Origin of the sequence: Ruoffia tabacinasalis (assembly GCF_042652985.1) — a bacterium.
GTDB classification, from domain to species: domain Bacteria; phylum Bacillota; class Bacilli; order Lactobacillales; family Aerococcaceae; genus Ruoffia; species Ruoffia tabacinasalis.
On sequence record NZ_JBHSHQ010000042.1, the window covers coordinates 1 to 21,351 of the forward strand.

18 protein-coding genes are annotated in these 21,351 nt (G+C 36.7%); 14 read left to right on the plus strand and 4 right to left on the minus strand.

Annotation, left to right across the window (positions count from 1 at the left end; translation table 11 throughout):
* The first annotated feature begins 165 nt into the window (after window positions 1–165).
* The 6 genes from pulA to ACFO5Y_RS07085 all read left to right on the plus strand — a co-directional run bounded on the left by pulA (window position 166) and on the right by ACFO5Y_RS07085 (window position 7,659).
* On the plus strand, window positions 166–2,115 hold the full coding sequence (gene pulA / locus ACFO5Y_RS07060) for a type I pullulanase (protein WP_197104656.1): 1,950 nt from the start codon (window positions 166–168) through the stop codon (window positions 2,113–2,115).
* Between the two features lie 356 nt (window positions 2,116–2,471).
* A complete protein-coding gene (locus tag ACFO5Y_RS07065) occupies window positions 2,472–3,098 on the plus strand; it encodes a phosphoribosyltransferase (RefSeq protein ID WP_209494372.1) in 627 nt (208 codons plus the stop codon).
* Between the two features lie 114 nt (window positions 3,099–3,212).
* Window positions 3,213–3,710 (plus strand): flavin reductase family protein, encoded by a 498-nt coding sequence (locus tag ACFO5Y_RS07070; protein ID WP_197104658.1) that lies wholly within the window; start codon window positions 3,213–3,215, stop codon window positions 3,708–3,710.
* Window positions 3,711–4,095: 385 nt separating this feature from the next.
* Window positions 4,096–5,904: a glutamine--fructose-6-phosphate transaminase (isomerizing) gene (glmS, locus tag ACFO5Y_RS07075; RefSeq protein ID WP_197104659.1), complete on the plus strand. Its 1,809-nt coding sequence runs from the start codon at window positions 4,096–4,098 to the stop codon at window positions 5,902–5,904.
* Between the two features lie 105 nt (window positions 5,905–6,009).
* Window positions 6,010–6,597: an acetate uptake transporter gene (locus ACFO5Y_RS07080; protein WP_231606898.1), complete on the plus strand. Its 588-nt coding sequence runs from the start codon at window positions 6,010–6,012 to the stop codon at window positions 6,595–6,597.
* Between the two features lie 174 nt (window positions 6,598–6,771).
* The gene (locus ACFO5Y_RS07085; RefSeq protein WP_197104661.1) at window positions 6,772–7,659 is read left to right on the plus strand and encodes a VOC family protein; all 888 of its coding nucleotides are present in this window, start codon (window positions 6,772–6,774) and stop codon (window positions 7,657–7,659) included.
* Between the two features lie 50 nt (window positions 7,660–7,709).
* Here the strand turns inward: ACFO5Y_RS07085 and ACFO5Y_RS07090 are convergent, their stop codons facing one another.
* The 3 genes from ACFO5Y_RS07090 to ACFO5Y_RS07100 form a co-directional block, all read right to left on the minus strand.
* A complete protein-coding gene (locus ACFO5Y_RS07090; RefSeq protein WP_197104662.1) occupies window positions 7,710–8,309 on the minus strand; it encodes a nitroreductase family protein in 600 nt (199 codons plus the stop codon).
* Between the two features lie 275 nt (window positions 8,310–8,584).
* Window positions 8,585–10,372, minus strand: coding sequence for a LysM peptidoglycan-binding domain-containing protein (locus ACFO5Y_RS07095; RefSeq protein WP_197104663.1), 1,788 nt, complete (start codon window positions 10,370–10,372; stop codon window positions 8,585–8,587).
* A 572-nt stretch (window positions 10,373–10,944) separates the two neighbouring features.
* Window positions 10,945–12,585 (minus strand): phosphoenolpyruvate carboxykinase (ATP), encoded by a 1,641-nt coding sequence (locus tag ACFO5Y_RS07100; protein WP_197104664.1) that lies wholly within the window; start codon window positions 12,583–12,585, stop codon window positions 10,945–10,947.
* 344 nt (window positions 12,586–12,929) lie between these two features.
* Between ACFO5Y_RS07100 and ACFO5Y_RS07105 the strand changes: the two genes are divergently transcribed.
* Together ACFO5Y_RS07105 and ACFO5Y_RS07110 are read left to right on the plus strand one after the other, a co-directional pair.
* Window positions 12,930–13,130 carry a cold-shock protein gene (locus ACFO5Y_RS07105; protein ID WP_138405099.1) on the plus strand — a complete coding sequence of 67 codons (201 nt, stop codon included), beginning with the start codon at window positions 12,930–12,932 and terminating at the stop codon, window positions 13,128–13,130.
* Between the two features lie 143 nt (window positions 13,131–13,273).
* Complete coding sequence (locus ACFO5Y_RS07110; RefSeq protein WP_197104665.1) at window positions 13,274–14,134, plus strand: AraC family transcriptional regulator; 861 nt, start codon at window positions 13,274–13,276, stop codon at window positions 14,132–14,134.
* Window positions 14,135–14,208: 74 nt separating this feature from the next.
* On the opposite strand, the gene ACFO5Y_RS07115 is transcribed toward ACFO5Y_RS07110, so the two are convergent.
* Entirely contained in the window at window positions 14,209–14,967 is a 759-nt protein-coding gene (locus tag ACFO5Y_RS07115) for an NADPH-dependent oxidoreductase (protein WP_197104666.1), read from the minus strand.
* A 196-nt stretch (window positions 14,968–15,163) separates the two neighbouring features.
* Here ACFO5Y_RS07115 and dhaK point away from each other — a divergent pair, with 196 nt between their 5' ends.
* From dhaK to glpO, 6 genes are read left to right on the plus strand one after another with little or no spacing between them, the layout of a single operon-like run.
* A complete protein-coding gene (gene dhaK / locus ACFO5Y_RS07120) occupies window positions 15,164–16,156 on the plus strand; it encodes a dihydroxyacetone kinase subunit DhaK (RefSeq protein ID WP_197104667.1) in 993 nt (330 codons plus the stop codon).
* 12 nt (window positions 16,157–16,168) lie between these two features.
* Complete coding sequence (dhaL, locus tag ACFO5Y_RS07125) at window positions 16,169–16,750, plus strand: dihydroxyacetone kinase subunit DhaL (RefSeq protein WP_197104668.1); 582 nt, start codon at window positions 16,169–16,171, stop codon at window positions 16,748–16,750.
* Complete coding sequence (dhaM, locus tag ACFO5Y_RS07130) at window positions 16,750–17,124, plus strand: dihydroxyacetone kinase phosphoryl donor subunit DhaM (protein ID WP_197104669.1); 375 nt, start codon at window positions 16,750–16,752, stop codon at window positions 17,122–17,124. Before dhaL ends, dhaM begins: the two co-directional genes overlap by 1 nt.
* Window positions 17,125–17,141: 17 nt before the next feature.
* Window positions 17,142–17,855, plus strand: a complete 714-nt coding sequence (locus ACFO5Y_RS07135) for an MIP/aquaporin family protein (RefSeq protein ID WP_138405104.1) — start codon at window positions 17,142–17,144, stop codon at window positions 17,853–17,855.
* Window positions 17,856–17,896: 41 nt separating this feature from the next.
* Window positions 17,897–19,414 (plus strand): glycerol kinase GlpK, encoded by a 1,518-nt coding sequence (gene glpK, locus ACFO5Y_RS07140; protein ID WP_197104670.1) that lies wholly within the window; start codon window positions 17,897–17,899, stop codon window positions 19,412–19,414.
* Window positions 19,414–21,249, plus strand: coding sequence for a type 1 glycerol-3-phosphate oxidase (gene glpO, locus ACFO5Y_RS07145; protein WP_197104671.1), 1,836 nt, complete (start codon window positions 19,414–19,416; stop codon window positions 21,247–21,249). Before glpK ends, glpO begins: the two co-directional genes overlap by 1 nt.
* Window positions 21,250–21,351: the final 102 nt, after the last annotated feature.

Consider the following 21,351-nt stretch of genomic DNA (forward strand, 5'->3'; position numbering starts at 1 on the left):
TTAAGTTTGATCAATGAGAGACTGGTGAAACATTGTATAGTATTTTACACAGGATTATGGACTTGACTAAAATCACCCACAAACAAACATAAATTAAGTTAATTGAGATGAATTAAACCAACTGAAACTTTTGCCTAGTAAGAAAGAAATTATAGGAGTAATTTAATGAAACAATATAATCCAACGTCTCAAAGTGAACCAGAATATGATTACAATTATTTAACTACAATTATAAATCAAATTAGTCATGATTCAGTCTTTGTTGAAAGGAACTATTATCCTGGAAAACTCGGCGCTATATATAGTAGAGAAAAAACAGAGTTCAAATTATGGGCTCCAACTGCATCACAAGTTGAAATATTAATTTATGATGGTCATTATGGTGTGTTAAAAGAAAATATTGTAATGACGCGGTCAAATGACGACAAGATATTTATCCATACAATTGAAGGAGATAACCATGGGTTAACATATCGTTACCGCTTAACGTTTTTTGATGGACGAGTCAATACGTCAAATGATCCATATGCGAGAGCTGTGACTGTCAATGGCCAACGCTCAGTTGTTGTTGATTTGGACAAAACGAATCCAGATAACTGGGGAGAAAGAGTGCCCGAGATGGATGATATTAGTAAAACAGTGATTTATGAACTGCATTTACGTGACTTTACAGTTGATTCAAACAGTGGTGTCACTCACAAAGGAAAATTTCTTGGAGCCATTGAAGAGAGTGCAAAGAATCCTAACGGTTCACCAACTGGTATCGACTATTTAAAAGAATTAGGTGTGACTCATGTGGAGTTTTTACCTTTATTTGATTACCAAACCGTAGATGAGACCGTCGAAAAGCCACGCGAATATAATTGGGGTTACGACCCACAAAATTATGGTGCACCAGAGGGATCTTATTCAACAAATCCTTATGACCCATTTACGCGAATAAAAGAAATGAAACAAATGATACAAGCCTTTCATGATGCGGGCTTGCGAGTGATTATGGACGTTGTTTATAATCACGTTTATGAAGTGGACGACCATAGTTTCCACCTCACTGTACCGGGTTACTTCTTCCGATATAATGACGTTGGACAGTTTACGAATGGAACGGGTGTCGGAAACGATACAGCTTCAGAACGTTATATGATGCGCAAGTACATTGTTGACAGTGTATCTTATTGGGCTAAAGAATATCAAATCGATGGTTTCCGCTTTGATTTAATGGGAATCCATGACACAACCACTATGAATACCGTGCGAAAAGCGTTGGATGAAATTGATCCAAGTATCTTACTTTTTGGTGAGGGCTGGGATTTATATACACCCTTAAGTGAAAATATGGTAGCCAATCATAATAATGCAGTATTGATGCCAAGAGTCGGCCAATTTAATGATGGACTACGAGAAGCATTAAAAGGAAATGACTTTGAAGCAACAGCTCGAGGCTTTATTAATGGAGCTTGGCATATGGAACAACAAGTCGCTCAAAATGTCTTGGCAGGTGTTGATTTTGGTTCATACAACGATCCTCAACAATTGATTCAATACGTTGAAGCGCATGACAACTTTACCTTGTATGATAAATTAAGAGCAGCAGATCCAGATTTAGATGAGAATACCATTACGAAACGCCATGAATTAGCGACGACAATTATTCTGTTATCACAAGGAATACCTTTCATTCATGCGGGTCAAGAATTTCTTAGAACAAAAAAAGGCGTCCGAGATAGTTATAATAAACCAGATGAAATTAACAAACTTGAGTGGTTAAGACAAGATGCGTATCGTGAGTCAGTCGAGTTAGTTAAAAACCTTATTAAATTAAGAAATCAAGAACCTTTATTCCATTTATCAACTTATGAAGAGATTAAAGAAAGAATTGAAGTAACTAGAGCAGATTACCAAATTGTTCAATTAACTTATAAAGGAGACGGCTATAAGCTGTTTGTAACCTTTAATGCTCAAGGGAATATGTTAAATGTTCCAGTTAAAAAAGGTGAGTACATTAAAAAAGTGACTAATCGTCGTGTTTATCTTGAAGATGACAATTTAACAGGGGAAATTGATAATATACTTATCGATTCTTACACCACTTTAGTCTTAAAGAAATTCGACTAATCACTCATTTATAGATCAGACCACTACATTTGTTAGATGTATCTTTACAAATATAGTGGTTTTTTTGTGCAGTTTTTAAGACTCATGAAGAATATGTAACCTAAGTTGTTATATCGTTTTACCCTAGAATGTTCGTGTTTTTAAAAGAGATTAAATTGAAAGCGTAAGTAAAAGTGTTTTTTTTGGAAAAATTATTACGATTCATTCTGCTACTATGGTATATTTTAAGTATAGATAAACATATTTTATGTGGCAGTGGATAAAGATAATTACCAGTCGTTATATTTCTATATTAGAATTATGAGCGAAGTCATTAAGAAAAGTGTTTGAAAGCTATTAAAGAAAGGGGTAAGATGATGCGATTCAATGATAGAGAAGAAGCAGCAAAGCAATTAACAGAAAAGATAAAGGTGGACGAGCTAAAAAATACAATTGTATTGGCAATGCCACGTGGTGGAGTACCATTAGGACTGACAATAGCCGATGAATTTAATATTCCTTTAGATGTCATCTTAGCCAAAAAGATAGGTCATCCGATGAATTCAGAATTTGCGATTGGAGCGATGGCAGAAGGTGGCGAACCACTAATGACTGACGATATTCACGTGAGTTCGACTTGGTTAGAGAAGCGAGTGAAACAAATTACGGACGAGATTGATCGTCGTCGAGCGATTTATAGCGAAGTGATTGAGAAACAATCATTGACCGACAAACATGTTATCCTAGTTGACGATGGAATTGCGACTGGGCATACAATGTTTGCGGCAATCGAGTCTGTCTGCTCTAAAAAACCACTAAGTATTAGTGTGGCAGTTCCAATTATTCCAGAAGACACTTTCAAAGCTCTTGAAAAAGTCGTTGATAATATTTACTACGTACAAATTCCGGAAGCATTTTTAGGCTCAGTTAGCGCCTATTATGAAAACTTCCCGCAATTAGATGACTACAAAGTCCAACAATTATTAGGCAATCAATCTATTTAATTAATAAAGCATCCCTTTCTAAATATAGATTGGGATGCTTTTGTTTGCAAACATTCTAATACGTGTTAGATTAAGGTGGAGCAGATTTAATAAATATAAAGGGCGGTATAAAATTTGGAAGATAAGACAGTTCAGTTATTTAAAGACGCAATGGCAAATTACCCCTCAGGCGTTGTGATTGTTACGACGATGAACGATGAAGGACGCCCTGTGGGCATTGCTGCTAACTCTTTTACATCACTTTCGATAGACCCGTTATTAGTGTTATGGTCCATCGGTAATAAGTCATCATCTTATGACATATTCAATCATAGCAAGCAATTTGCGGTTCATTTATTAGCTGGAAACCAACCAGAACTTGTAAATGTGTTCTCACGCAAAGATATTGATCGCTTCGCGCAGATTGAGTGGAGTTACTCAGAAAGCGGCTTACCTATTATTGAAGGCGCTTATGCGACATTTGAATGCGATACCTTTGAAACAATGGTGGCGGGCGACCATGCGATTATTACCGGAAGCGTCAAGCACATCACGACAAATATCCAAAATCCATTGCTATATCACCAAAGAAGAGTCGGACCGTTACCACTCACATTTCATGAAAATATATAGATAGACACCTCGAGTTACTTAAACGTTTCTCGAGTTTTTTGTCGACCTCTGAATTAATTGACTGAAATTAAATAGATTTAAAATGTTGGTAATACTATATTGTTAAGGTTATCAGCTTAAATAAATAAAAAACATTTTGACAAATGGCCTTCTATAAGATAAAGTAATATAGCTTTTAGAAAATAATTAAAAGGAGTATAAACATATAGGATAGCGCCAGGCCTTAAATATAAGGTGACGAGGATTGAACTTATCGAGTTTTCGGCGGATGGTTCAAGGCAGTGTAATCTTTAAAGTTAATAAAAACCAATGTGTAAATGTTGGTACAGAGATTAACTTACACACCTAAAAGCAAAATAATTAGGTGAAAAGAGGAAATAAATCAATGTGTGGAATTGTAGGATTTATTGGAGAAGGTAACGTACAAGAAGTTTTAATTGGTGGTTTAGAAAAATTAGAATACCGTGGATATGATTCAGCAGGAATTTTTGTTGTTGATATAGAAGCCAATGGGCATCTATTTAAAGAAGAAGGTCGCATTGCGAAATTAAAAAGCGAAGTCGACTTTGATTTACAATCCGTTGTTGGAATTGGGCATACACGTTGGGCGACTCATGGACCGGCAGCAACGTATAACGCTCATCCACATCGCTCAGCCAACCAACGATTTGTGCTGGTTCATAACGGTGTTATTGAGAATTACAAAGAGATTAAGGAAGAATATTTACAAGGTGTTGAATTATCGTCTGATACAGATACTGAAGTGGCGGTTGCTTTAATTGAGTATTTTGTAGAAGCGGAAGAATTATCAACGAAAGAAGCCTTTAAAAAAGCTTTATCAGTGATTAAAGGGTCATATGCTTTCGGTTTGGTAGATCAATTAGATCCTAACGTTCTTTATGCTGCTAAAAATAAAAGTCCTTTATTGATTGGTAAAGGTGATGGCTTCAATGTCATCGTCTCTGATGCGATGGCAGCCATTGAACATACAAATGAGTATATCGAAATTAAAGATAATGAAATGATCACAATTACTCAAGATAACGTAATCATCGAAGACGTTGATGGTAATGTTATTGAGCGCGAGTCATATATTGCCGAATTAGATGCCAATGATTTAGAAAAAGGAGCCTATCCTTTCTATATGATTAAAGAAATCGATGAACAACCTGCAGTATTACGCCGTTTGGTTCAAGAATATCAAAATGACCAGCATGAGTTTGAAATCGATTCAGATTTAACAGACGACTTATTAAATAGTGAACGTGTGTATGTTATCGCTGCAGGGACAAGTTATAATGCGGGTTGGGCAAGTAAAGCCATCATGGAAAAAGTAGCTAAAATCCCAACTGAAGTACATTTAGCCAGTGAATTTGCTTATGATATTCCATTACTAAGCGAAAAACCATTCTTTATTTTCTTAACTCAAAGTGGTGAGACAGCAGATAGTCGCCAAGCTTTGGTAAAAGTGAATGAATTAGGTCATCCATCATTAACAATTACAAATGTTAAAGGGTCTACTTTATCACGTGAAGCGAGTCATACTTTATTACTTCATGCTGGTCCGGAAATTGCGGTCGCTTCAACAAAAGCTTATACTGCTCAAATTACAGTAATGGCAATTTTAGCGGATGCGCTTCGTGCATTAAAATCCGAAGAAGCAGGGTTTGACATGGCTAAAGAAATTGGTCTAGCAGCTTCAGCTATGGAATCAATCTTATCAGAACGTGATGATATTAAAACTTGGGTTGACTCAAACTTAATGGAAACACGCAACGCTTTCTATATTGGACGTACTGCAGATTATTACGTAGCGATGGAAGCGGCTTTGAAATTAAAAGAAATTTCTTATATCCAAACTGAAGCGTTTGCCTCAGGAGAATTAAAACATGGAACCATTGCTTTAATCGAAGAGGGTACACCAGTCATCGCTTTGATTAGTGGCGAATTAACTTCAGCTCATACACGTGGTAATATTGAAGAAGTAAAAGCTCGTGGAGCAAATACGATGGTTATTTCAACACATGCGTTATCTAGAGAAGATGACCAATTCATTGTTTCTAACTTGAACGAGTTGTTGGCACCACTAGCTATGGTGGTTGTAACACAAATGATTGCTTATTATACAGCCTTAGGACGCGGTCTAGATGTGGATAAACCACGTAACCTTGCTAAAAGTGTAACCGTTGAATAAGACTCATTTATTTAAATAAAACTTAATAAACATTGCTAAACCCCAGTATAATAGGTACAATAAGAGGCAGTGTGTAAAATATTATATTGTACTGGAGATATGGAATTGGAAAAAGAAAAAAATGTTTTATTTAGTGAGATTACTGCAAACCCAGCACCTTTAGGGTTAATGGGCTTTGGTATGACAACAATACTGTTGAATATTCATAATGCAGGATTCTTTCCACTAGATTCAATGATCTTAGCTATGGGAATTTTTTACGGTGGTATGGCACAAGTTGTTGCGGGTATTATGGAATTCAAGAAAAATAATACGTTCGGAACGACAGCATTCACTTCATACGGATTCTTTTGGATGGCATTAGCAGCGCTGAATATCCTTCCAGAAATGGGATATGGAGAAGCGGCTAATTCACTTTCAATGGCGGCATTTTTATTTATGTGGGGCTTCTTCACATTGTTTATGTTCATCGCTACTTTACGCATTTCAAAAGCCTTACAAGTAGTTTTTGGAACATTAACACTTTTATTCTTCTTATTGGCAATTGGTAACTTTACTGGATCGACTTTAATATTAACAATTGCAGGATATGAAGGAATTATTTGTGGATTTACTGCAATTTATGCAGCGATGGCACAGGTAATTAATGAAACATATGGAAAAGTCGTATTACCAATTGGCGAAGTACAATAAGTAATTAAGTTTATAATTAGCCTACTTTTAATCAGTAATATTCTGATTAAAGGTAGGCTTTTTTTGTACTATTTTGAACAATATAATATAAGGGTTTTTACTCGACATCCCCATTCATTCATTATACACTTTGAACAGATAGTCCCTTTGTCAATTTTAAAGGAGCATATTGTAATGAGACAATTAATTTCAGCTCTATGGTTTGATAAGGAAGCAGAAGAGGCAGTCAATTTTTATACGTCGATATTTGAAAATTCAAGGATTATACGTAGAGAAACTTTTAAAGATACACCCATTGGTGATTGTGAATCCATTGATTTTGAATTGGAAAATTTATCATTTGAAGCATTTAATGGTGGTGAACGCGCTGACTTTAACTCATCAATATCGATCATGGTTTCGATGGCAACAGATAAAGAAGTGGATGCTTTATATGCGAAGTTATCCGTCGGTGGTGTTGATTTAATGCCACTAGATAGCTATCCCTTCAGTGAACGCTATGCTTGGGTTCAAGACAAGTACGGTGTGACATGGCAAATTATGGTCGATGAAAATAGTGCGGTAAAGCAAAAGCTCAAGTTAAATTTATTATTTAGTGGTGAGAGCTGTGGTAAAGCAGAAGCAGCTTTAAATTATTATCATGAGGTTTTTAATCAATCAGAAATCGAAGCGATATCTCATTATAGTGAAGGTGAAGCCGAAGATAGCCGCGCAAAAGTGAATTATAGTGAATTGTCTATTAATGGTCAAAAGTTAACTCTGATGGATCATGGATTGGGCGGCGACTTTAATTTTAATGAAGCTTATTCATTAATGATTCTGTGCGGTTCACAAGCTGAAATCGATTATTACTGGGATAAATTATCTCATGATCCAGACTTTGAACAGTGTGGTTGGTTGAAAGACCAATTTGGTGTCCATTGGCAAATCATGCCCGTGAGACTTTATGAACTGATGAAAAATGGTTCTGAAGAAGAGCAGAAGCGGGTCACACAAGCGATGTTAAATATGAAAAAACTCGATATCGAAGCATTAGAAAATGCAATATATGAGTTGAGTTAAGAAAAAAAGGCGATCTCCCAAAATGGGAAATCGCCTTTTAATTTGGTTAATTATTCACCGCTTACAGTCACGCGTACTTCGTCATCAATATATTCTTTTTCGCCTGGTGTACCTTCAATCGAACCAAATGGCATTTGAGCAACCATTTCGTATGAAGCAGGTAAGTCAAACAGTTCTTTAACTGATTTATCAAAGCCTTGTTCAAAGCCAATATTCATATGTTGTAAGCTAGCTCCTAAGTTTAATTCAGCTAAGGCTAACCACATTGAGAATTGCATATTCGCATCATTATGATGCTTATATGTTTCAGCACGAACCCCTTCACCTAATCCTTCTTTAACTGCATCATGATCTTCGAAGAATAAGATTGTACCCACTGCGCCTTTAGCACCTTCCATAACTCCTGAGAACATATCCCACATAGCACCTTGCATAACATCTTTTTGAACATCTAAGATATGGTCCCAGAATTTAACGTTATCTTCACCAAATAATACAACTAGACGAGTTGTTTGGCTGTTACTTGCAGACGGAATTTCTCTTGCTACTTCACGAATGCGACTAACAATTTCCTCTTTTGTTAAATCTGTGTTGTTTCCAAGACCGTATACTGAACGACGTTTTTTAACTAAATCTGTAAATTGAGACATATATTAAAACTCCTTTCGATATAAAATATTTATTTTTTTACCACTTGAATCAAAGGTATCAATATTTGGATGACAAGTCAAAATATTTAACTCGAATTCGATATAAATACCAAAAGTGGTTTATTATAGCTGTTTTGTTAACTTTAGTTCATACGTATCTAAATTTCAGAACTTACGTATAATTTTTTGAATTCATTTTTTAGTATTATAATGAATGTATAATATTATAATTAAACAAAAAATACTCCCGTGAGGGAGTATTTCATTGCTATAAATTATTTAGGTTGGAAGTATAGAACAAAACTTCCTTTAAAGTAGTTCACATAATAATTTACGTGTTCATTATAATCAAAATTCTCTTCAGCATAAGTTACCGCACTGTTAACTGTTGGGAAATATTTTTCTACTAAAGTCATCCCAGACATGTAAGCTAAGTCACCAGGTTCGGGTGCAACAAATTCAGGTGTTTCCGGGACTTCCTCAGAACCATCTGGGATGAGTAATACGTCCCCAATTTGTAAGTTGTTGTTAGTTAAATCATTGGCATCTTTAATGGCTTCAACGGTTGTTCCAAATTGTTGTGCAATTTTATATAAGTAATCGCCCGCTTGAACAGTATAGTAAGTTTCAGACGGTGTTTCTTCGTCATCATCGTCCTCTTCAGATCCGTCAGGGATAAGTAAGACATCGCCAATTTGTAAGTTATTATTAGTTAAATCATTGGCATCTTTAATGGCTTCAACGGTTGTTCCAAATTGTTGTGCAATTTTATATAAGTAATCGCCCGCTTGAACAGTATAGTAAGTTTCAGAGGGTGTTTCTTCGTCGTCATCGTCCTCTTCAGATCCGTCAGGGATAAGTAAGACATCGCCAATTTGTAAGTTGTTGTTAGTTAAATCATTGGCATCTTTAATGGCTTCTACAGTTGTTTCGAATTGCTGTGCGATTTTGTATAAGTAGTCTCCTGCTTGAACAGTATAGTAAGTTTCAGAGGGTGTTTCTTCGTCGTCATCGTCCTCTTCAGATCCGTCAGGGATAAGTAAGACATCGCCAATTTGTAAGTTGTTGTTAGTTAAATCGTTTGCTTCTTTAATGGCTTCAACGGTTGTTCCAAAATGTTGTGCGATTTTGTATAAGTAATCTCCTGCTTGAACAGTATAGTAAGTTTCAGACGGCGTTTCTTCGTCGTCATCTTCTTCAGAACCGTCAGGGATAAGTAATACGTCCCCAATTTGTAGGTTGTTGTTAGTTAAATCGTTCGCATCTTTAATCGCTTCGACAGTCGTTCCGAATTGTTGCGCGATTTTGTATAAGTAATCTCCTGCTTGAACTGTGTAATAAGTTTCAGACGGCGTTTCTTCTTCGTCATCTTCCTCAGAACCGTCTGGGATAAGTAAGACGTCCCCAATTTGTAGGTTATTGTTAGTTAAATCGTTCGCGTCTTTAATCGCTTCTATTGTTGTCCCGAATTGTTGTGCGATTTTGTATAAGTAATCTCCTGCTTGAACTGTGTAGTAAGTCTCAGACGGCGTTTCTTCGTTACTATCGTCGTCATCTTCTTCAGCAGAATCAGAAGGTATGAATAAGACATCACCGATTTGAAGGTTATTACTTACAAGGTTATTAGCTTCTATTAAATCTTCAGTTGTGATTCCAAAGCGATTTGCAATTTTATATAAGTAATCTCCTGGTTTAACTACATAATAATGACCATTTTCCGAAGTAGGTTGAACGGTTTGTGTTTCGTCTACCGTAGTATCAATCTCTTCATTAGTCGTTTCGTCAGTGATTTCAGAAGAAGTTTCTTCTTCTGGAGTTTCCTCATTAGGAGATTGAACAATTAATTGATCTCCGATTTGTAAATCATTTGATGATAAATTATTCCATTCAATCAATTCATCTACTGTCACATCGTATTGAGGAGCAATATTATATAAATACTCCCCAGCTTCAACTGTATGAGTTGTTTGTTGAGCCTGAACATTCAGCGGGGCAACGCCTAATACTGCTACTACCGCCAATGCACTCATTGACGATGTTAAAATTTTTCTTTGTAATTCCATTCTATTGCTCCTTTTCTTAAATTGTATTGTTACATAAATATTACACAACCGTTACATTCATGTTAACTATAATACAGGATAATGTCAATGGATAACCTTGAAAACTCTTACATTTTTCTTAAACTTCTTAAATAATTCATAAATATTAACCGATCATAGAATTTTAGATGAATTTGAATGGGGAAAGAGGGGGCGGGATTCCAATTTCCCCTGTCACAGAATGACGCGTCCCGTTAGCTGTCTAATTTCCCGTGTCACTCCATGACCCGTCCTGTTAACCGTCTAATCTCCCATGTCACTCCATGACCTGTCCCGTTAACCGTCTAATCTCCCATGTCACTCCATGACCTGTCCCGTTAACCGTCTAATTTCCCTTGTCACTAGATGACCAGTCCCGTTAACCGTCTAATTTCCCGTGTTACTCCATGACGCGTCCTGTTAACCGTCTAATTTCCTATGTCACTAGATGACCAGTCCCGTTAACCGTTTAATTTCCCTTGTCACCAAATGACCTGTCCCGTTAACAAAAAAATCCCCATTGTCATATCATGACAATGGGGAATATTCAAATCCTAGCCTAAAGAACCAACCAACTCTTTTAGTGCTTGAATAATTTCTTCAGGTAAGCTATCTTCAGGATTTTCTTTGTTGTAATTTTGAATGTAGTCTAATCGAACTTGCATTCTGTCTTTTAATAATTTTGTATATTCAGTATCATCGAATGGAACAGGGAACTTATCTAATGGAAGAAACTCGAAACTTTTGATTGGTCCAAAGTTTTCAAACTCTGCTTTACCTTCAACAATTGCTTCGATAACTCCGAGCGAGTCTTCGGGGGTTACTTTTTCACCAAGAAATTCACCAGTATTGATGATATAAGCATCTACGCCGTCTTCGAATAATGACTTAAATTTGTCAAAATCTTCTACTAATGGATATGCCCGGAATGGATTTGCGTAAGGTTCAATAACTAATTGGTCTAAACTATCTGTTGTATTCTCAGCACTTGTTCGTTTTGTAGCTAAAGTACAACCAAATGTTGATGCAAGTAGTGGATCCGTTATTTTAACTAAAGGTGGTAATGCGTCATCTTTCATAATCCAATAGATAGCATTGATTGGATCTTCAATCTTATCAACCCGGTTAGGTGTTGAATATCTGGATTTAACTGTACGGCCATTTCCATTTCGAATATCTTCTGTGACAAGCACACGTTCATTATGTTCATTTAATGTAACCCCAACGTTTTGAACAGTGACAAAATAATCTTGTTCCACATGTCCAGCAGGGTAGTCACTCGTTTTATCAAAGTATGATGGTTCTAAAGCTACAGATGAACCGTCTTCAGTACTAATAATAAACGCATCATCGTGAAGAACTTCTATTTCGTATTTGTCGTCGTGTTTGGCATGAGTTAAAGTAGATTTCCCTGAGCCAGACAGTCCAAAGAAAGAAGCGACATGATTTTCGATGTCTTTTGACTTAAATTTCTTCAAACCACCATGACAAGCCACATAGTTATTACGATGTGCTGATGCCCATGCCAGCGTTAGCGTTCCTTTTTTAATTTCACCAAAGTAGTTCATTCCTAAGATACAGGCAACATTTTGTTTTGCATCAATATATGATAAGCCCAGAGGATAATCAGGATGGGTCCAATCAGGATCAAAGAAAATATAAATATCATTCTCGTCATATTCCTTAGAGTTTTGGTAACGATTCGCGTACGTATCATTTATAATTTGGAAGTTCATTAACCAAGAATACATATTATTACTTTCTTTTTCAGGCATTGTAATGTGAGCGCGCACCATAAAGTCTTCATCTAAACCAACGATACCGGTTGATTTGATAAAGGGTCTGAAGCTCGCATCGTAAATCGCCTCACGAACAATAGGGAAGAGTTCTTTATCTTCCTTTGAATCTAAGCCGAGGATTCGTCGGGCCTGTGCAGTTCTACCTACTGTTTCACCATCATTTACAAGTAAAATATTTGCGTCTTGCGGCAATTCTAATTCCTCAGCATGTTTAACGGTAGCATCTAATACAATTGTTTGCGGTGCATTTTTAGCCAATTCATACGCTTCTTTGACAGAAGTAATTTCTCGTGTATTATTTGAATAAAAGGCAGTTTCAACAGTTGTCTTTAAAGAAGAGAAGTTCGGGTTACTTTTGCGAATAGTTTCAGTCGAGTGATTCCTAATAGTTCCCATAATTACCAACCTTTCAAATTTTATTTAAATAATATTGCTGACATAAAGAAACGTAAAACATTAGAACATTCCTATATAAATATATTATATCCCTGTTCAAGTCTTTTGTTAAGCCTTTTCACTTATTTCAGTCAGAAACACAGCTTAGAAACAGAATTATAAAAAGTTAAAACTATTTTGTTAAAAAGCTTTACATTTACTAGATCCAATGTTATAGTATTAATTGTAGTATTATTAGTTAACAAATTAATTGGCTTTTTATTCATTTTAGATTAAATCCAACAATTTTAAAACGATATATTGCAAATACAACGTGCATAGAGCACACATGGAGGAAATTTTTTATGAATACAGGTACAGTTAAATGGTTTAACGCAGACAAAGGTTTCGGATTTATCGAACGCGAAAATGGTGGAGATGTTTTTGCACATTTCTCAGCTATCCAAGGTGATGGGTTCAAAACTTTAGAAGAAGGACAACAAGTTTCTTTTGATATCGAAGAAGGACAACGTGGAGAGCAAGCGACTAACATCGTTAAACTATAATTCACATTAAAAATTCAGGGCAGCCTAGCAATAGGCTGCTTTTTTATTTTGTAATAATTTCCTAGATTCGACATTATTTGTATTAGAAATATCAAGTGGATTCCCAAGATTCTCGTTATTATATAGATGTGAGGAGGAATAAGATGTTACAGAGTTTTAATGAAATCATGGACTATATTGAATTGCATATTGAAGAAGATTTAAAAATTGACGATCTCGCAAAAAAAGCCGGCTTGTCCGTCTATCATTTAAAGAGAACTTTCTCATTCATTGCAGGCATTTCAATCGGCGAATATATAAAAAATCGAAAGTTTACACTCGCTAATGAACAACTCATCCAAAAGAAAAATGTTACAGATGTAGCACTAAGATTTGGCTATCAAACCGTGGAAGGTTTTTCAAGAGCTTTTCGGGAGTGGAGTGGTTATCTGCCTTCTGAAGTCATTAAGAATAACATTCAACAATCTTATTCTAAACTCTCATTTTATATAGATATTCGAGGAGGAGAAATAATGGAATTTAAAATCGAACATAAAGAAGCATTTAATATTGTTGGTGTTAAGGCGACAGTACCCATTCAATTTGAAGGTGAAAATAACCATATTGCCAATTTAGCCAAGTCCATTACAAAACAACAAAAAGCAGAAATGCACCAACTAAAAGGATTGTATCCAAATCAAGTCGTCAATGCATCATATAATTTTGATGACAAACGATTTGAGGAAAAAGGGGAACTCACTCATATGATTGGCTTTTTAACTACAGAGGAGAATGCCTTTGAAGATTTAGAACAAGTAAATGTTGAAAAACATACATGGGCAATATTTCCAAATAAAGGACCTTTCCCTAAAACATTGCAAGATACATGGGCGAAGATATATTCTGAGTGGTTACCATCATCGAAATTTGAGTTAGTCGAAGCGCCTGAAATTTCGTTTACACAATTTGATCATTCCCAAGATAACGTTTATAGCGAAATTTGGCTTGCAGTTAAAGAAAAATAGAACCACAAAATTCACACATCAATAGCCCCAGTCTTCCAATCAATCAGGAAGGCTGGGGCTTTTTTATATACCAACTATTCATCAACCATTAAATCAAACCCTTGCTTCTCAACAACTTGCAGCAATTTTTGACGCAATGGATTTGGTGTACTTAATTTACGAACTACTTGATCTGTGTATGTGTCAGATCGGCGATTTTTTTCACGAGTGTCATAATAATACGACATCTCTTCATCATAATCTTTCAGTTCAGTAGTTATATCAGCCACATAAGGATATGAATTTTCTCCAACTTTATATTTCAAGTCCATTCTCGGCTTTAATTGAGGATTATCATCAGGATAACCAAATAACATGCCAACCATGGGAAACGTTAGTTCAGGTAGCTCTAAGATATCGATAATTTCTTGCGGGTCATTTAGAATACTCCCTAAGTAAACTGCACCGAGATCGTATGATTCAATAGCATTTGTTAAGTTTTGGGCAGCTAAGTAAGCATCCGCAACACCTTGGAAGAAAATATCCATCGATCGGTAACTCTCACCTTCGTAACCTTTCTCTTCAGCAATTTGCTTCATACGAAAAGTATCTACCACAAAGATTAATAATTCAGGTGCTTCGGCTACATAAGCTTGTTTACAAACTTCAGCAATTTGATTCTTTTTCGCTTGGTCTGTGACGCGAATCACGGAATAAGTTTGCATTCCAGAACTTGTTGCTGTTCGGTTCATAATAGTAAATAAGTTATGTCTTAAGTCGTCATCAACTGGCTTATCTTTAAAGAAGCGCATCGTTCTGTGTTCTAATTGATGACTTGTCGTGTAATTTTGCATATGCTTATGACCTCTTTCTTCTAAACATTGAGATAATTGTAGCATAAATATTTTCATAAGACGTTTGCGAAGCTTAGAAGTCTGCCTTAAGGTTCACATAAATAAGTTTAATAAGTGAGAATGGTTGAAATAATTGATATAAGCGTTTTCATCTAGTAAGATTAAGGCATCAAAAGAATAAGGAGAGTGCCGTTTCATGAAGAAAATTATGAATGATCCGAGTCAAATTGTTGATGAAATGTTAGAGGGTTTAGCATATGCGCACAATGACATTGTAGAAAGATTATCTGGGTTTGATGTTATCACTCGGACTTCTGAGAAAAAGAATCGAGTGGCGGTTGTATCAGGTGGTGGCGCAGGTCATGAGCCATCGCATGCAGGTTTTGTTGGTGAGGGTATGTTATCAGCAGCAGTGAGTGGTCCAGTATTCACTTCCCCAGCACCAGATCAAATTCTAGAAGCAATTAAAGCAGCAGATGAAGGCGCAGGAGTTTTCCTAGTAATCAAAAATTACTCAGGAGACGTTATGAACTTCGAAATGGCACAAGAGTTAGCAGAGATGGAAGATATCGACGTTGAAACAATTATTGTTGACGATGACATCGGTGTAGAAGACTCGCTATATACACAAGGTAAACGTGGGGTAGCGGGAACGGTCTTAGTACATAAAGTGGTTGGATATTTTGCTGATCAAGGAAAATCATTAGCAGAAATCAAAGAAATAGCGGATGCACTTGTACCAAATATTCATACAATTGGTCTCGCTTTAACTGGGGCGACAACACCTGAAGGTGGTAAGCCAAGTTTTAATTTAGCAGACGATGATATTGAATATGGTGTTGGTATACACGGTGAGCCAGGCTATCGTTCTGAAAAACTAAAGCCTTCAAAAGACTTAGCTGAAGAATTAGTCACTAAATTATTAGAATCATTCGAGATTAAAGAGAATGAGTCAATTGGTGTCTTTGTAAACGGTATGGGTGGTACGCCATTAATGGAACAATATGTCTTTATGAATGATGTTCGTGCATTACTCGAAGATAAAAATATTGATGTTCGCTTCAAAAAAGTAGGCGACAATATGACGTCTCTTGAGATGCAAGGACTTTCATTAACATTAATTAAATTCGAAGACGAGAAATGGTTAGAAGCATTAAATGCACCAGCGAAAACAATTGCTTGGAAATAGGAGAGATGGTTGATGGAATTAGAAGTAGTATTAAAGTGGATGGAACTTTTCAATGAAAAAGTTCAAGCAGAAAAAGTTAAATTAACAGAACTAGACACACCTATTGGAGATGCAGACCACGGGAATAATATGTCCCGTGGAATGAAAGCTGTTATGGAAGGCTTGGAAACAGATCAACCAGAAACAGCAGCAGACGCTCTAAAAGTGGTAGCAAAAAATCTTTTGAGTAAAGTCGGAGGCTCTGCGGGTCCTTTATATGGTTCTGCAATTTTAGGTTTAGCTAAAGGTGTGCAAAATGAAGCAGAGTTGGCAGAGTCAATGAATGATGGATTGGAGGCAATAAAAAAACGTGGTAAATCCACTGAAGGCGAAAAGACAATGATTGATACATGGTCACCCGTTGTGAAAGCACTCAAAGAAGGAGCCTTAACTTCTGAAGTGATCCAAGATGCTGTTGAGAACACAAAAGATATGAAAGCAACGAAAGGAAGAGCTTCCTACGTTGGCGAGCGTTCAATTGGACATATTGATCCTGGTGCATACTCTTCAGGATTACTATTTGAAGCATTTATAGAAGCAGGAGGCATAGAATAATGTCGGAATATGGAATTGTCATTATGTCACATTCGAAAGATATAGCTCAAGGAATTCATAACTTATTAGACGAAGTAGCAAAAGATGTCAGTATTACCCATGCTGGTGGAGACGAGGATGGGGCGATTGGAACAACGTTTGATGCTGCTTCAGAGATGATTGAAAAGAATCCAAAAGATAAATTGCTCGCGTTTTTTGATCTTGGAAGTGCAAAGATGAATTTAGAAATGGCAGTCGAAATGTCAGATAAAGAAGTGAAAGTATATGAAGTTCCAGTAGTTGAAGGAGCATATACAGCCGGTGCACTATTACAAGCAGAGGCAGACATAGAAGTAATTGAAGTACAGCTTAATGAGTTAAAAATAAACAAATAAAAAAATGGAGGTAGGCAATTATGGATTTTGTAGGAGAATTATTAGGGACGTTTATATTGGTATTATTAGGTAATGGTGTTGTTGCAGGTAATGTGTTAAAAGGAACTAAGGGCGAAAACACAGGTTGGATTATGATTACACTTGGTTGGGGTCTTGCGGTAACTTTAGGGGTACTTGTGTCAGGTTTCTATAGTCCAGCTCACTTAAACCCAGCAGTTTCGATTGCTTTCGCAGTCTTAGGACAAGTATCTTGGGGTACAGCATTTATGTATATTATTGCTCAAATGATTGGGGCAATGTTAGCGCAAGTCGTTGTTTGGTTACAATATTTACCACATTGGGATATGACACCAGATCCAGAAACTAAATTAGCCGCATTCTCAACAGCACCCGCTGTTCGTGATACAACGTCAAACTTCATTGGTGAAGTTGTTGGTACAGCAGTCCTAGTGATTGGTGTAATGGCAATGGGACCAAATAACTTATCATCAGGTTTTGGACCATTCGTCGTTGGTGCAATTGTAGCTTCCATCGGACTTTCACTTGGTGGAACAACCGGTTATGCGATTAACCCAGCTCGTGACTTAGGGCCACGTATCGTTTATCAATTCTTACCAATGAAAAACAAAGGAAATGCTGACTGGGGCTATGCTTGGATACCAGTATTAGGACCAATCGTTGGTGGTATCGTTGGAGGATTAATTTATAATCTAGTTTTAGCAGGTATTTAATTTTTTGAGACGCTTTGAGTTTAAAAAAGGAGAGAATATGAATGGCTGAAAAATATATTATGTCAATTGACCAAGGAACAACAAGTTCACGAGCAATTATTGTTAACAAAAAAGGTGAAATCGTTGGAAGTGGCCAGGAAGAATTCGAACAAATTTACCCACAAAGTGGTTGGGTAGAGCATGATGCGAATAAGATTTGGAACAATGTACAAGCGGTAATTTCAAAAGCAATTATTGAAAGTGAATTACAACCAGAAGACATTGAAGCCATTGGTATCACAAACCAACGTGAAACAACAGTAATCTGGGATAAAGAAACTGGAAAACCAATCTATAACGCCATTGTATGGCAATCTCGTCAAACCGCACCAATCGCAGATCAATTAATTAAAGATGGACATACAGATATGATCCAAGGTAAAACTGGATTAGTTATCGATGCGTACTTCTCAGCAACTAAAGTTCGTTGGATTCTTGATAAAGTTGATGGCGCACAAGAACGCGCTGAAAACGGCGAATTATTATTCGGAACAATTGATTCATGGTTAGTTTATAAATTAACTGGTGGAGACGTTCACGTCACGGACTATTCAAACGCAGCTCGTACGATGTTATTTAATATTCATGATCTAAAATGGGATGACGAAATCCTAGAATTATTAAATATTCCAGCCTCAATGCTTCCAGAAGTTAAATCAAACTCTGAAGTTTATGGATACACTAAGACATATCATTTCTATGGACAAGAAGTGCCAATCGCAGGGATGGCAGGCGACCAACAAGCAGCCTTATTCGGACAAATGGCCTTTGAACCAGGTATGGTTAAAAATACTTACGGAACAGGTTCATTTATGATTATGAATACGGGTGAAGAAGCTAAAGCTTCTGAGAACAACTTAATTACTACAATTGGTTACGCCATTGATGGTAAAGTGCACTATGCATTAGAAGGATCGATCTTCGTTACTGGAGCAGCGATTCAATGGTTACGTGATGGTCTTGAGTTATTCAAAGAATCACCAGAAACTGAAGAGATGGCATATAAATCAGAAAGTGAAGAAGAAGTATATCTAGTACCAGCATTTACTGGTTTAGGTGCACCGCATTGGAACTCAGCAGCCCGTGGTTCAGTTTACGGCTTAACGCGTGGTACTACTAAAGAAGACTTAGTTAAAGCAACATTACAGTCAATTGCTTACCAATCACGTGACGTATTAGAAACAATGAAGAAAGATACTGGTTTAGAGATAGAGGAATTACGTGTTGATGGTGGGGCAGCAATGAACCAATACTTAATGCAATTCCAATCTGATATTGCGAACGTAAAAGTTGTACGTGCAAAATTATTAGAAACAACTGCTCTAGGTTCAGCTTACTTAGCTGGTTTAGCTGTAGGTTATTGGAAAGACCAAGAAGAACTGAAACAATTAATTGAAGTCGGTGAAACATTCGAACCAGATATGGCAGACGACAAGCGTAAAGCCTTATATGAAGGATGGGAAAATGCAGTAGACGCAACAATCTATTATGCTAAGAAATCTCAAGGAGGAGATGAATAGTGGCAGTTCTATCATATCGCTCAAGATCTGAAGTAATTGAACAGTTACAAGCAGATACATTTGATTTAGTAATCATCGGTGGCGGTATTACTGGAGCTGGACTGGCGGTACAAGCAGCGGCGAGTGGAATGAAAACGGCCTTGCTCGAAATGCAAGATTTTTCCGAAGGAACAAGTAGCCGTTCAACGAAATTAGTACATGGAGGCTTACGTTACTTGAAGCAATTTGATGTAGAAGTTGTATCTGAGACAGTTCAAGAACGTGCAGTTGTTCAAGGTATTGCACCGCACATACCGAAACCAGATCCAATGTTACTACCATTATATGACGAACCAGGCGCATCTTTTTCTCAATTAGAGTTAAAAGTGGCGATGGATTTATATGACCGTTTAGCTGGTGTCGAAGAGACGGACTTTGCGAATAAACTATTATCAAGAGAAGAAGTTATCGAAAGACAACCAAACTTAGCGAAAGAAAATTTAGTTGGTGGCGGTTTTTACTTAGATTATCGTAATAATGATGCACGCTTAGTTATTGAAAATATTAAGCAAGCCAATAAAGATGGTGCAGCGGTCTTAAGTCGTGCAAAAGTGACAGGCTTTAAATATGATGATCAACAAAGAATTCAGTCTGTCGTTGTGGAAGATATCTTGAGTCAAGAATCATTTAAAGTGAAAAGCCAGTTAGTCATTAATGCGACTGGACCGTGGAGTGATACAATTCGAACACTTGATACGGAAGTTGAATCAACACCTCAAATGCGCCCAACTAAAGGGGTTCATTTGGTAGTTGATGCTAAGAAACTACCTGTTAATTCACCCATATACTTTGATAGTGGTGAAGGTGACAAACGAATGGTATTCGTTCTACCAAGAGAAACTAAAACGTATTTTGGAACAACCGATACAGATTATGATGGTGATTTAAAACACCCTCAAGTCAGCTTACATGACGTTGAGTATTTACTTGAGATTGTGAATCGCCGTTTTCCAGAAGCGAAAATTACAATTGATGATATTGAAGCGAGTTGGGCAGGTCTGAGACCGCTCATTTCAGGAAATAGTGGATCGGATTATAATGGTGGGCATAATGGCGCATTATCAGATGAAAGCTTTGATGAATTAGCTTTATTATTTACTGAATATAATGAAGGAAGAGTTCCAAGAGCCGAAGTTGAGAAAGGAATTCGTGACGCGAATCGCAATAATGCAGAGTCTGGAAATGACCCATCCGCCATTTCTCGTGGAAGTGATTTATCTGTCAGTGAGTCTGGACTTCTGACCCTTGCTGGTGGAAAGATAACTGACTACCGTAAAATGGCCGAAGGCGCGATGAAAGTTATAATCGATACTTTGAACAAAAAGGCTGATAAAGAATTTACTTTAATTGATTCTAAAGCGTACCAAGTGTCTGGTGGACATTTTGACAAAACGCGCGTCGATGAATCCATCCAAGAATTTGCCAAATTATACGAAGAAGCTGGTTTGAATTCAGAAGAGGCTGATTACTTAGCAAATCTATACGGTTCAAACGCTGAACGTGTATTACAATATTTAGATCAAGCCAAAGAATATGCAGATAAATTATCATTGCCAGTTAAAGATGCGATGAGTTTACTCTATGCAATTCATGAAGAAGCTAACCTAACAAGTGAAGACTTCTTCTTAAGACGGACAAACTACATGCTCTTTAGAACGGATGAGATGCATCCCTTAGTCGACCCAGTCCAAGCAATCATTACTGAAGAGTTAGAATTAAGTTCAGAAGAAAGTGAAAAACAAGCCAAAGAATTAGAAGAATCAATGAGAGAACATGCACTCGAAGATTTAAAATAGTCAAACTCATACATCCCCTTTGTAAAGATTATAACTCAAGTTAATTATATTTTAATTAACATTTCACTTTACAAAAGGGGATTGTTTTTGTATATTTTATGC